Raw genomic sequence first — 12,712 nt, 5'->3', positions numbered from 1 at the left:
GACCGCGTCGTGATGGCCACGGGTTCCGGCCTGACACTCTCGACCACGGCGTTCCAGGGGTTCAAGGCCTGGGGCGACGGCATGGGTTCGGCGATTGTGCCGACTGGCGCAAACGACCGGGGCGGCGTGCGCTGGATGGGCGACGCAGGCGATCGTGGCGGTACCCATGCGCGCTCTTGAGTTCCCCCCGACCTCGAAGAAGTACCGATTGCATTGAATATGTGCTGCAGTACGTCCAAGAAACACCCTTCACGCCGTGAGAAGGCTCTCTGACCAGCCCAAGTGGCTGGACGCGAGCGTGGTCTCGCCGTCACTCACAGTCTCGGCGCCAAGGTCTCGTTTGCTCCATTGATTGCGTTTGTTTCGAAGACAGTGGAAGTGCCACACCAGTGCCTCCATTGCCAACGCTCTGCCAGCCTCGGGGCACACCCTGCAGCCCGGAACGAAGCTCAACCCTCCATCGGCACCCGCAAGAGCACGTCCTCGAAGAACGCGCCGATGGGCCGCCGCAGGTCGCGCACCTGAACTTCGAGCACCCAGATGCCGTCGCGCGGCACGAAGTTGGCCTCCGCCAGGCGGTGCTTGCCGTACAGCGCGTGCGGAAAGTCGGACACCCGGTGCCCCGCGGTTTCGCGCACCAGCGCGCAGCCATGCCGGCGCGCCAGGCCGTCTGCAAAGTCATAGAGCGCGCTGCCGCTCAATCCTTGTCTCCACGCCTGTTGTGTGTACTCGAAGACGTCGCGCGCGGCCTGGGTGCATCGCTGGTGGTCGGGATCGGCGCCCATCACGAAGGTGTCGCCGTAGTCGCCCTCGTAGCCGTTCCACACAGGCCCCAGGTCGATGGTGAACAGGTCGTCGGCGCGCAGCTTGCGGTGCCTATCGACCGGTTCGCGGGAGGTGCATTGCGTGTCGGGGCCGAAGCGCACGTAGGTCGGGTGCCAGTTGTAAGCCGCGCCCATCGCGCGCAGCTGCTCGTCCGCCAAGGCAATGGCGTCGCCGGTGGTGATGCCCGGCGCCATCAGCGCGGCAATCTGCCGCAACGCCGCCATGGAGCGCCGGCGCGCCTCGAGAATGCCGTCGAGCGAAAAGGCGGCGCCAACCTTCTCCCAAGGGTGCCGCACGATGTACGGCGCCTTGCCTGCGTCCCCGCCCTCAGTCGCGTGCGCCGCGGGAAGGAATGCTTCCGAGTGAAATTGCTTCCGCGGCAGGCCTGCGGCCATCAGCACGTCGCGCGCGTCCCGCACCATGGCGGGATTGCCGCATGCGTAGACCAGGGCTCGCTCCCACGCGTGGCCCGCTGCCAGCGCCGCGTCCTGCACGCGGTGCGGTACCGTCGGCGCAATGACGCCGTAACCTGTTGCGGCCGCCGACGACAACACCGCCGACCAATGGAAACCCGTGTGGGTGCGCTGCAGTTCGTCGAGCCAGTCGGCCGCGTAGCAATCCGCAGCGCTGGCGCCCCCCCAGTACAGCGTGACCGTGCGGAATGCGCCGCTTGCCAGCGCCGTCTTCAGGATCGCGCTGATGCCGGCGAACCCCGTGCCGGTGGCCAGCAGCACCAGGTGCTCGACCGCTTCGCCCGGTGCCTGCCAAGTGCATGCGCCATGAGGCCCATCGAGTTCCAGCACGTCGCCCGGTTGCAGCTGCGCGAGCCGCAGGTCGGTGAATGCGCCGCCCGGAATCCGCCGGACATGGAACTCCAGCCGGTTCGCGTCGCCGCTTTCGGCCGGTAAATTGGCAATGGAGAAGCTGCGGCGTTCGCCGTTGTCCAGCATCAACTGCGCGTGCTGCCCGGGCAGGCAGTGGAAAGGCTGGGCGCTCTGCACCTCGACCACCAGCCGCATGACGCCCGGCGCCAGCGCATCGAGCCGGAGGATCTTCACGCCGTGGCGGGCTGCGGGGCGCGGCGGCACCTGCCAGTGTGCAAACCGCAGGCGCAGGTCGCTGGTTGCGCGGCACTGGCAGATCAGCAGTTCGTCGTGCGCCACCTGGTAGGCGGTCTCGGACGGCGGCGCGATCCGCTCGAAGCTGCCTTCGAGCAGCTGCGCACGGCAGGAGCCGCATTCGCCGCGCTTGCAGGAGAACGGCACCGCCACCCCTTCGGCGAGCGCCGAGTCGAGGATGCTGCCGGCATCGGCGAGCGAGAACCGCGGGCCGTCCGGCGCGACGGTACAGAAGCGAAGGGATGAATGCGTCATGCGTGGGGAATCTCGCGGAGCGTGGGTGGACTGAAGGCCCGGACGACGGGCAGGCGGGCCTGCGCCAAACGAATCTACCTAGAATGTGGCCTTGTCTATAGAGCCATATCTATAAATGTGACCAGGCCACTTTCCCGCGCATCCCGGTCCCGGCGCACACAGTCGAGCCTCGACCTGGCGGCGGACACCCCGCGCGAAGGCGAGCTGAAACAGGCGTGGATCTACCGCCAGATTCGCGCCCGCATCCTCGACGGCGTGCTCGCCAAAGGCACGCGCCTGCCTTCCACCCGGCACCTGGCTGAACGCTGGCAGGTGTCGCGTGCCACCGTCGAGCTCGCGTACGATCAACTGCGCAGCGAGGGCTATCTGGTCAGCAGGTCCGGCTCGGGCACCTACGTGGCGGCGATGGTGCCGGACCAGTTCTTCGATGCCGGTGCGCGCACTCAAGAAGCGCCGCAGCCTCCCCCGAAGCGGCTGCGACGCAGCGCGAGCCCGATCGACGCGGCGCCGCTCGTTGCCGGCGAGGCGGGCGAGCCATTCATGGCGCGGGTGGCCGATCCCCTGCTCTTTCCGCTCGACCTCTGGCGCCGCGCGCTGCAAGCCGGCACACGCCGCGTGACGGCCACGCATCTGGGCGACAAGGAGCCCCTGGGCCTCGGCGAACTGAGAGCGCAGATCGCCAGCTACCTGGGCGTGGCGCGGGGCATCGCCTGTGATGCGGAGCAGATCGTGGTGCTGTCGGGCATCCGCCAGGGGCTGGACCTGTGCGCGCGCCTGCTGCTCTCGAGCGAAGACAAGGTATTGGTGGAAGACCCCGGCTATCTGCACGCCTCCCCGATATTCGGGCGACATGCGCGCGAGGTCGTGCCGGTGCCGGTCGACGCGCAGGGTTTCTCAGTGGCGCATGCGCGCCGGCGCGCCGGGGTGCGGCTGGCTCATGTCACGCCGGCCCACCAGGCGCCTACCGGCGTCACGATGCCGGTGTCGCGACGGCTGGAGCTTCTTGCATGGGCCGAAGAGGCAGATTGCTGGCTCATCGAGGACGACTACGACAGCGAGTTCAGCTACGACAGCGCACCACTGCCCGCACTGAAGAGCCTGGACGCGGCCGACCGCGTGATCCATTGCGGCAGCTTCAACAAGACGATGTTTGCCGCGCTTCGCATCGGCTACGCCGTGCTGCCTCGCAAGTTGGTGCCGGCGTTTCGGCAGGCGCGGCACGTCACGGGACGTTCCACCGGCGTGATTGAGCAAATGGCCCTGACCTGCTTCCTGGAGAGCGGCGCCTTCGCGCGGCATGTGCGCCGCGCGCGCCTTGCCTATGCGCAACGCCGGGACGCAGTGCTTGCCGCCCTGCGCGGCGCACTGGGGCCCGCGCGCCCGCAGGTGTCTGGCGAGCACGCGGGATTTCACCTGGTGTGGTGGCTGCCGCCAGACATCGAGTTGGCCGCATTCCTGCACGCCGCGGCGCAGCGCGGCCTGCGGTTCCAGACCGTGTCCGACTTCTGCAAACGCGCGGTACTGCCTGCCGGCGTGGTGATCGGTTACGCGGCACTGAACGACGATGCGTTGCAGCGGCATGCGCAAGCCCTGCGCGAGGCGATCGCCATCGCGAGCACGAGCGCGCGCGCCTGAGCTTCAGACAACGGTCCACAGGCGTGTGCTGACGCAACATCACGACGCTGGCTTTGATTTCGGCCTTCGGCCGGAAACTGCCCCTGCAGGCCGAGGCAGAATCTTCTTCGTCGCGCTTCGCCGTACTCCACCACTTTCGCCATGCCTCGCATCTGTCTGAACATGATCGTCAAGAACGAGGCGCCGGTGATCGAGCGCTGCCTGGCTTCCGTGAAGCCGTGGATCGACCACTGGGTGATCGTCGATACCGGCTCGAGCGACGGCACTCAGGCAAGCGTCCGCGAGTTCATGAAGGACGTGCCCGGTGAATTGCATGAACGGCCGTGGCGCGACTTCGCGTTCAACCGCAACCAGGCGCTCGACCTCGCGCGCGCGAAGGGTGACCTGGTGTTGTTCATCGACGCGGACGAAACGCTTGCGGTGCCCGAAGGCTTCGCATGGCCTGCGCTGCCGGCCGATGGCTACCAGTTGCAGTGCAACAGCAGCGGCTGGAACTACTTTCGCAACAGCTTGGTGGCCACGCGGCTGCCATGGCGCTGGGAAGGCGTGCTGCACGAGTACCTGACCTGCGACCTGCCGCACGCATGGGAGAACCTGTTGGCGCCGTCGATCCTGGTGTCGCATGACGGCGCACGCGCACGCAGCACGGACACCTACCTGCGCGACATCGAGGTGCTGGAGCGCGCGCTGCGCGACGAGCCCGGCAACACGCGCTATTGCTTCTACCTGGCGCAGAGCTACCGCGATGCGGGACGGCGGGCGGAAAGCCGCGAGCGCTATGCGGCGCGCGCGGCCATGGGGGGATGGGAAGAAGAGCGCTGGTTCTCGCTGTTCCAGGTGGCCGCGCTCGACGAGCAACTCGGCGCTCAAGCGTCGGTGGTACGCGACGGCTATCTCGCGGCGTACCAGATGCGACCGACGCGTGCGGAGCCCCTGTGCGCGCTGGCGCGTTATCACCGCTTGCGCGACGAGTTCGCGCTGGCGCATCTCTATGCCCAGCAGGCTGCGGCCATGGCGTACCCGGCAGATTCGCTGTTCGTGGACACTGCGGTCTACGCATGGCGCGCGCTCGACGAACTGGCCGTGAGCGCCTATTTCGCGAATGCCCGCGACCAGGGCCGCGAGGCGCTCCGGCGCCTGCTCGAAGAACGGAAGTTTCCGCACGCCGAGCAGGCGCGCATCGAAGGCAACAAGGCCTTCTACGGGCTTTGAACGGAGTTCAGGGCTTGCAGCTTAGCAGCGCATAAGCGGACACGTTGCTGACGTTCATGCCTTGGGTGCCTTGCAACTGCAGCAGCAGCACTTCGCCTGTCGCGGCGAGGTTGAAACCAGCAATCTCGCAACTGTTGGTGCCGGCCGAGACCGTGCAAGACAGCGGTGTCAACGTCAATGGGGAATTGGGCACAAAGACGGTCTGCTTGAAGACGGAGAATGTGTAGGCGCTGGGCGTGTTTTTCGAAAATGCCACCTTCAGATCTGCCTGTGCGCAGTCGACAGGCAAAAGCACTCCGTAGTTGCCACCATCGCCGGTCATGTCCGTGAGGTCGGCAGAGTAAGGCGCGATCGAGTAGCTGCCGTTGCCGTAGGTGTTGTCCGCAGTGGCGGAGTAGGTGACGTTGAAGGTCGACGAGCCCGAGGGGCCGGTCGCACCTGTGGCGCCCGTCGCGCCCGTCGCGCCTGTCGCCCCCGTCACGCCTGTCGCGCCCGTCACGCCTGTCGCGCCCGTCACGCCTGTCGCACCGACAGGTCCCGTGACCCCTGTCGGTCCAGTGGCGCCCGTCACGCCCGTCACGCCTGTTGCACCAACAGGTCCAGTGACGCCTGTCGGTCCGGTGGCGCCCGTGATGCCTGTGGCGCCCGTAGTGCCGGTGACGCCAGTCGAACCTGTCGCGCCGGCGGGGCCGGTGGCGCCGGTCGGCCCCGTCACGCCCGTGGCTCCGGTGGCACCTGTCATGCCCGTCGCGCCCGTTGCGCCGAGAGGCCCCGTGGCCCCTGTCGGGCCGGACGCACCCGTTGCGCCTGTTGCGCCAGTGGAACCCGTCGATCCGGTCGCGCCCGTCGAGCCTGTGGGGCCGATCAGCGACACACCGGGCATGGGCCATGCGCCGCCGACCTTGGGTCCGAACAGCGTGGCGGTCGCGGTGTTGAGATAGAAGTCGCCCACATTGCCGTCTGTGACCAGCGGGTCCACGGCGCCGTAGCGAACCATCGAGCCCGCAGGCCCCGCGATGCCGTCTGCACCGCGCAAGGCCACACCAGCCGGCCATGCGCCGTTGGCCTTGGGACCGAACAGGGTCACATCGGTGTAGTTGAGATAGAAGTCGCCGTCGATGCCGATGTCGGCGGTCGGGTTGCCGGCACCGCTCAACACGCCGCGCTTGACGGCGCTGGTATCGGTGGGCGTGGGCTCAGTCGGCGTTGTGGGCGTGGTCGGGGTTGTCGGCGTGGTCGTTGGCAGCAGGAACGGGAAGCTCTGGCCACCACCACCACCGCCGCCGCAACCGGCCAAGCTCAGGCAAAGCGTTGCGGCCGCAACGCTGACAAGGGCTTGAGGTGGCAATTTCATCATGTCTCACAGTGTTAAAAAAGGAGACAAATAGTAAATTTAAAGGGAAGGATTTAACACAGCCGTTCGGCGCAAACCCCTGGATCTCCCACTCTCATTCCGGGAAACCGCCTCCGAAACGAGCCTCGGCGCCAGCCACCCAATCCAAGGCCTGCGCGGCTTCAGACGGTGAGTTTGAAGTTGCGCCGATCGTCTTGAATCCCGAGGATGGCGGCTTCGAGCCACGCATGGCAAGGTGCGAGGACATGTTGCTTCCATACAACTGAGAGGCCGCTGTCATTCCCGTCTCGGCCCGGTTGCAGTGCCATGGAGCCGGTGCATCTGAGACCTGGGCCCCGCCCCTCGCAGCCGGTGCCGAACCCACAGGTCGATGCACAGGGCGGCAGTCCTTTCTAACGTCCCCTTTCGCCTTCGTTACGCACCGCAAGCCCTTCGAAACACAGCATCAGCGCCCGCTTCATGGCCTTTTGCTTGTCGAACAGTTGGCCGTAGTCCTTGGCGCCGCAGAGCATGCTGCAGACCAGCACCAGGTCGCTGGCGGTCACATCGGGCCGGCACAGCCCGGCAGCCTTGCAGCGGCGCAGCAAAGGTTTCAGCAGGCCGGCAAAGCGCGAGATCGTGCTCTGAATGACGGGATGCGCGGGGTCGATGGCCTCCCAGAAGTTCATCAGCGGCGCGCCGTCGGTCAGGCCTTCGCCGACCACCGTCAGGAACACGAACAGCCCGTCGTCGCGCGTGGCCGCCTCGTCGGCCACGGCTTCCAGCTTCTCGAAGCCGCGCTCCACGAGCGCGGTGACCAACGCCTCCCGATCGACGAAGTTACGGTACAGCGTGGCCCGGCTCACGCCGGCGCGCTCGATCACAAGCTCCAGCGGCACGTGGACGCCAAGCTCCGCGAAGACGGCCTCCGCGGCGTCCAGCAGCAACTCGCGATGTTTGACCGCATCGCTGCGGGTGGGGAGTTTTTTCATTCGTCCTTCACCTGTCTCGAGCCAAAAAGTTCCACGCCTGTGATGCGTGTCGGGGTGTTCACCTACACGGCGCACCTCTATCCGTACATTAACGTACGTTTCCACCAGATGTCTGCTCGAAGGATAGCGCGCCGCGAACGCGGGGTCCTTGCGCGGATGAACCGAATTTTTCAAAGCAGCAAGAGGAAAAGATGCAGCACGACGGAACGAAGTTGACGGGATGGGTGCGCCTGGGCGGTGCTGTGGCGCTGGCCTGCGGCTGTGGATCGGCGCTGGCGCAGATGTCCCCCGCGCTCGACCGGGTCAGCCTGTCGGTGGGCGCCTTCAGCGCCAAGCCCGACATCAGCACGGCGGTGGGCAACTCGTTCGGCGCGCTGAACATCGGCGACGTCGACGGAAAGCGCAAGACCATGCCGCGCATCTCCGGCGAGTTCCTGCTGGGAGACAACCACGGCATCTCGTTCGACGCATTCCGCTACAGCCAGGGCTATGCCAACTCCTACAGCGGTGCGTACACGTCGGGCCCGTTCGGCGCCACGGCCACCGCGGGCGTGAACCTGAACTTCGACCTCGACGTGGCACGCCTGGGCTACCGCTACTGGTTCGGCTCGGGCAACACGGTGTTCGGCGTGGGCGCCGGCCTGGGCTACTACCGCGTGTCGCTCGACACCAACGCCTACGGCGCAGCCAACGCCGGCCTCACTGGCCTGGGATTCACGGGCTACAACGGCAACTACAACCGCCACGACAGTGACGACGCGATCGCGCCGATGCTCGAAGTCGGCGTGCGCCACGCGCTCACGCCCGACCTGCGCCTGTTCTTCGACGGCTCGGGCATCCGCAAGGGCGGCGGCAGCGGCGTGCACGGCAGTATCTACAACGCATCGGCTGGCATGGAATGGTTTCCCGTGCGCAACGTCGGCGTGTCGCTCGCCTACGCCGTCACTGACGTGGACCTGAAGCGCGAAGGCGAAGGCGTGCAGCGCCTGCGCATCAAGTTCCAGGGGCCGGTGGCCGCGCTGAAGGCCCGCTTCTGAACGGCTGGCTGCATTGGCATTGAACGCGCTCGCCTTCGAACGGCCAATCAACTTCCTGGGCGAGGTGCTGCTCTCCGCGGGGCTGGCCCTGCGGGGGCGCTGGCGCTTTCGCGCGAAGGACTTCGGCCGCGTCATGGCCGACAGCAGCGCGCGTGCGGTCACCATCGTGCTGGTGGTCAATTCGCTGGTTGGCGCCATCCTGGCGTTCGTAGGCGCCGTGCAGCTCGCCAAATTTGGCGCAGGCATCTTCGTGGCCGACCTGGTGGGCATCGCCATGGCGCGCGAGATGGCCGCCATCATCACCGCGGTGGTCATCGCCGGGCGCACCGGCGCGGCCTTTGCCGCCGAACTGGCCACCATGCAGACCAACGAGGAAATCGACGCGCTGGAAGTCCTGGGCCTTCCGGCCGTCGACTTCCTGGTGCTACCGCGCGTGACCTCGCTTCTGCTGATGATGCCGCTGCTCTACGTGTTCGCCTGCATGGCGGGGCTCGTGGGCGGCATGGTGGTGTCGGTCAGCATGCTTGACGTGTCCGCTGCAGCCTACATGGAGCGCACCGCCGGCGCACTCACCTGGACGCATCTGGGCTTGGGCTTCGGCAAGTCGCTGGCGTTCGGCGCGTTGGTGGGCATGGTCGGCTGCTACTACGGGCTGTTCGCCAAGCGAAACGCTGCGGGGGTCGGCGTGGCCACCACCGGTGCGGTCGTCACGAGCATCGTGGGCATCATCGTGCTGGACGCAATCTTCGCACTGTGCGCCAACTCGCTGGGAGTCTGAATGGCGCTGCTTGCGGTCGACGACCTGGAAATGCGCTTCGGCGATCGCCTGATCCAGCAGGGCATCTCGCTCCAGGTGGAGAAGGGGTGCATCTTTGCCATCATGGGCGGCAGCGGTTGCGGCAAGAGCACCCTGCTCAAGCACATGGTCGGGTTGCTGCCGCCGGCGAGCGGCAGCGTGACCTACGACGGTGTCGACTTCTGGGCCAGCGACGACGCGCAGCGCGCCAGGCTCCGCTCGGGGTTCGGCATGCTCTTTCAGAGCGCGGCGCTATGGTCCTCGATGACCGTGATGGAAAACATCTGCCTGCCGCTGGAGCAGCAGACCAAGCTCGATGCAGGGCAGCGCGAGGCCAAAGCGCGCGAGGTGCTCGAGTGGGTGGAGCTGGCGGACTTTGCCGACTTCTACCCCGCCGACCTGAGCGGCGGCATGAAGAAACGCGCTGGCCTGGCGCGCGCCATCGCGGCGGAGCCGCCGCTGCTGTTCCTGGACGAACCGTCCGCCGGGCTCGACCCGATCAGCTCGCGCCGCCTCGACGATCTCATCCTGGACATACGCGAACGCACCGGCGCGGCGGTGGTCTTCGTGAGCCACGAGCTGCCGAGCCTCTTCGCCATTGCGGACGACGGCATCTTCCTGGACGCGGACAGCAAGCGCCCCATTGCCCATGGCCGCCCCAGCGAACTGGCCAAGACAGCCCAACATCCCACCGTGCGCGCATTTCTCCATCGCGAAGTGCCGCCTGAAACCACCTCGAACCAACCCAAGGCCCCCGCATGAAACGCAACGCCCTGCTCATCGGTGGCTTCGTCGTCGCTGCCTTCGTCATCATCATCGCGTCGGTCCTGTGGCTGGGCGGCAGCGACTTCTTCAGCAAGCAGCAGAAGGCGCGCATCTACTACCAGGGCAACGTCAGCGGTCTGGCGATCGGCGCGCCCGTGACCTTTCGCGGCGTGACCATCGGGCAGGTGACGGACATCGGCATCCAGATGGACGGCAGCACGCTGAAGACAACCATCCCCATCGCGCTGAAGCTCCAGCCCTCGGCGCTGGAGGTCGGCAATGGCGGCGGCAAGGCCTTCAACGTACCCGACCTGGTGCAGCGCGGGCTGCGCGCGCGACTGGCCTCGCAGAGCGTGGTCACGGGACAGAAGGCGATCGAGCTCGACTTCATGCCGGGCACACCAACCACGCTGGTGGGCGGCGCCGGCGTGCCCGAGATACCGGCGGTCGGCGACAAGTTCGGCGCGCTCATCGACCAGGTGGCCGATTTGCCGCTGCGCGACACCGTGGCCGATGTGCGCGCGGCGGTGCAGGACCTGCGCAACACGCTGGTGTCCGTGCAGCACACGCTCGACGGCGCGCAGTCCGTGCTCGCCGGTGCGTCCAAGGAGCTGCAGCTCACGGCCATGGAATCGCGCAAGACGCTGAATGCCGCGACCGAAGCTATCAAGCAGGTGCAGGCCACGTCCACGACCACGCTCGCATCCATCACCAGCCTGGCCGACACCTCGCGCCAGACCGTGTTGCAGGCGCAGCCCGAGCTGCAGCGCACCCTGGTCGGCGCGCGCCAGGCGTCGGAAAGCGCGAAGGTGGCGATGGACCGCGTGGCCGACCTCGCGGCGCCCGGCGCGCCGCTGCGCGCCGACCTGGAGGGCGCGGTGAAAGACCTGTCGCAGGCCGCGCGCGGCCTTCGCTCGTGGAGCGAGCTGCTCGAAGAAAAACCCAACGCCATCATCTTCGGAAACAAACGCGAATGAACATGCACAAGAGCTGGACCTGCTGGGCCCGCCGCGCCCTGGCTGCTGCGGTCGTGACGACGGTGGCGGGCTGCGCGTCGAACCCGTCCGCCGTGCTGCTGATGCTGCCGCCCGCGGTGGCAGCCCCCTCCACCGTGGCCGCCTCGTCCACCGCGGTTGCATCCCCCGCAACCAACAGGAGCGCTTCGCGCGTGCTGTCGGTCAGCCGCATCGAGGTGCCCGAGTACCTCACGACGCGGCGCGTGCGCTACCGCGCAGATGCCAGTGCCGTGGCGGAGTGGCCCGATACCTTCTGGGGCGAACGCATCGAGGTCGGCATGTCGCGCGAGTTCATGGCCGCCCTGCATGCGCAGTTGCCGGCCTGGGGCCTTTGCGAGGCGTCATGCAGCGAGCAGTCGCCCGCCGCGTCGCTCCAGGTGCAGCTGAGCCGCGTGGACTACATGCGAAGCGAGCGCCGCTTGCGGGCCAACGCTCGCATTGCCGTGTGGAGCGTCGAACGCCCCGCGCGCTTGCTGCGCAGCGAAGACCGCGCCTACGACATCGCCGGCGACGACGACACCGCGAGATCGCAGGCGCGTGCGATGACAGAGTTGCTCCGCCGCGTTGCTTCGGATGCTGGCGCATCTGTTTCTTCAGCCCAGGTTCAGTGATGCGTCGACCGCTTGTTGAACTCCGCTGATCTCTGGCCCTGGAGGGCTGCGGACGAATACATGGACTACCAGAAGGTAGTCCATGTATTCCTACGAGGATCGAATCGAACCGTTGAGCCCTGCATCAAGCTTGGCAAACGCATCAGACCCACCATCCGCCAGCTGGGTTGTCCAACAAAGAATTCTTTGATGGGCTGGTACAACGAATACCAGCAGAAGCTCGACTTGCCAGCGGGCTGTGCGGGCCGACGACCTAAGTTCTCGCAGGAACAGAAAAGCGTCGGCTGTCGAGCACTGCCTCACTCACGACCGCTGCATTGCTGCCACCACGAGGGCATCGGGCTACCCTGGCAGAGGAACACTGACTGCGTGGGTTCGCGAGACCTTCCTGAGAGCAAGGCGGCAAGGTTGAAGTGATCGAACTGGTGCCGCCAACGGTACAGACGGACCTGACCTCTGGTCAGACAAACAGCGAGCGCTTCGGGCTACTTCATGAGTTCGCCGATCAGGCCCTGGCGATCTTCCAGCAGACGCCGAGCCGACGCCGAACGAGATCTTCGTGGAAAGGGTCGACTTCATGCGCAATGCGGAGAAGCAAGGCCGCATGGCAGAAGTGGTGGCGGCGACCAACCCGTTCCTTAAAGAGCGCTAAGGATGGTGTGGTCAAGAGCACGTTTCTTGCATGAAATCTCCAGCATGAAGCGTACGTCCTACGAAGTCGGCAAGCCGCAGCCCAACGCCCAGCGACCCCAAAGGGGGCAGGTCCTACGCAAATTACCGTCGCATGACCTCACCGCTTGGCAGCCGCCCTGGTCCCAGTGAATTACGATCACGGGGCGGCGTTACACACGAGCCACCGCTCTCCTTGCTGCCGCCGCTTACCTTTGCCCGGACAGCACCGACAAGATGCAGAGGAAACTTCATGAATAGCGAATACCAAGCGTTGCTGGCCACACTCCGCGAGGAAGAAATCGACCTCGTCGAGAGCTGGCTCGACGAAGCCCAGCTCAGCGAACCCGGCGCGCGCCGCGCCGCGCAGGCCGAGGCGACCGACATCCTGCGCCAGCTGCGCGACGCACTGCAGACCGATGCCGACCCCGCACGCTTCGAGGCCTCC

At 66.6% G+C, this 12,712-nt stretch carries 11 protein-coding genes and 2 pseudogenes; 10 read left to right on the top strand and 3 right to left on the bottom strand.

The features are described from left to right. The first annotated feature begins 12 nt into the window (after positions 1-12). Positions 13-180: a hypothetical protein gene (locus tag AB6807_RS35375; protein ID WP_371088218.1), complete on the top strand. Its 168-nt coding sequence runs from the start codon at positions 13-15 to the stop codon at positions 178-180. A 269-nt stretch (positions 181-449) separates the two neighbouring features. On the opposite strand, the gene AB6807_RS35370 is transcribed toward AB6807_RS35375, so the two are convergent. Beyond that, positions 450-2,198, bottom strand: coding sequence for a M24 family metallopeptidase (locus AB6807_RS35370; protein WP_371088217.1), 1,749 nt, complete (start codon positions 2,196-2,198; stop codon positions 450-452). 117 nt (positions 2,199-2,315) lie between these two features. Between AB6807_RS35370 and AB6807_RS35365 the strand changes: the two genes are divergently transcribed. Together AB6807_RS35365 and AB6807_RS35360 are read left to right on the top strand one after the other, a co-directional pair. Then, the gene (locus tag AB6807_RS35365; RefSeq protein WP_371088216.1) at positions 2,316-3,833 is read left to right on the top strand and encodes a PLP-dependent aminotransferase family protein; all 1,518 of its coding nucleotides are present in this window, start codon (positions 2,316-2,318) and stop codon (positions 3,831-3,833) included. 141 nt (positions 3,834-3,974) lie between these two features. Then, complete coding sequence (locus tag AB6807_RS35360) at positions 3,975-5,045, top strand: glycosyltransferase (RefSeq protein ID WP_371088215.1); 1,071 nt, start codon at positions 3,975-3,977, stop codon at positions 5,043-5,045. A gap of 7 nt (positions 5,046-5,052) precedes the next feature. Here the strand turns inward: AB6807_RS35360 and AB6807_RS35355 are convergent, their stop codons facing one another. Both AB6807_RS35355 and AB6807_RS35350 read right to left on the bottom strand, forming a co-directional pair. Further along, on the bottom strand, positions 5,053-6,399 hold the full coding sequence (locus AB6807_RS35355; RefSeq protein WP_371088214.1) for a collagen-like protein: 1,347 nt from the start codon (positions 6,397-6,399) through the stop codon (positions 5,053-5,055). Between the two features lie 392 nt (positions 6,400-6,791). After that, positions 6,792-7,370 (bottom strand): TetR/AcrR family transcriptional regulator, encoded by a 579-nt coding sequence (locus AB6807_RS35350; protein WP_371088213.1) that lies wholly within the window; start codon positions 7,368-7,370, stop codon positions 6,792-6,794. 191 nt (positions 7,371-7,561) lie between these two features. Between AB6807_RS35350 and AB6807_RS35345 the strand changes: the two genes are divergently transcribed. From AB6807_RS35345 to AB6807_RS35315, 7 genes and pseudogenes are all read left to right on the top strand, one after another. Next, the gene (locus AB6807_RS35345) at positions 7,562-8,407 is read left to right on the top strand and encodes a hypothetical protein (protein ID WP_371088212.1); all 846 of its coding nucleotides are present in this window, start codon (positions 7,562-7,564) and stop codon (positions 8,405-8,407) included. Positions 8,408-8,426: 19 nt separating this feature from the next. Continuing rightward, on the top strand, positions 8,427-9,185 hold the full coding sequence (locus AB6807_RS35340; RefSeq protein ID WP_371088211.1) for an MlaE family ABC transporter permease: 759 nt from the start codon (positions 8,427-8,429) through the stop codon (positions 9,183-9,185). After that, on the top strand, positions 9,186-9,965 hold the full coding sequence (locus AB6807_RS35335) for an ABC transporter ATP-binding protein (protein ID WP_371088210.1): 780 nt from the start codon (positions 9,186-9,188) through the stop codon (positions 9,963-9,965). Beyond that, positions 9,962-10,945: an MlaD family protein gene (locus AB6807_RS35330; protein ID WP_371088209.1), complete on the top strand. Its 984-nt coding sequence runs from the start codon at positions 9,962-9,964 to the stop codon at positions 10,943-10,945. Before AB6807_RS35335 ends, AB6807_RS35330 begins: the two co-directional genes overlap by 4 nt. Next, the gene (locus AB6807_RS35325) at positions 10,942-11,595 is read left to right on the top strand and encodes a membrane integrity-associated transporter subunit PqiC (RefSeq protein WP_371088208.1); all 654 of its coding nucleotides are present in this window, start codon (positions 10,942-10,944) and stop codon (positions 11,593-11,595) included. The genes AB6807_RS35330 and AB6807_RS35325 overlap by 4 nt, the downstream gene beginning before the upstream one ends. An 82-nt stretch (positions 11,596-11,677) precedes the next feature. Continuing rightward, positions 11,678-11,995 (top strand): annotated as a pseudogene (locus AB6807_RS35320) (IS3 family transposase); the annotation flags it as partial. A 522-nt stretch (positions 11,996-12,517) separates the two neighbouring features. Continuing rightward, positions 12,518-12,712, top strand: a pseudogene (locus AB6807_RS35315) (polyvinylalcohol dehydrogenase); the annotation flags it as partial.

Origin of the sequence: Variovorax sp. RCC_210 (genome assembly GCF_041355175.1) — a bacterium.
In the GTDB taxonomy this organism is placed as follows: Bacteria; Pseudomonadota; Gammaproteobacteria; order Burkholderiales; family Burkholderiaceae_C; genus Variovorax.
This window is presented reverse-complemented; position numbering and strand designations above follow the sequence as displayed.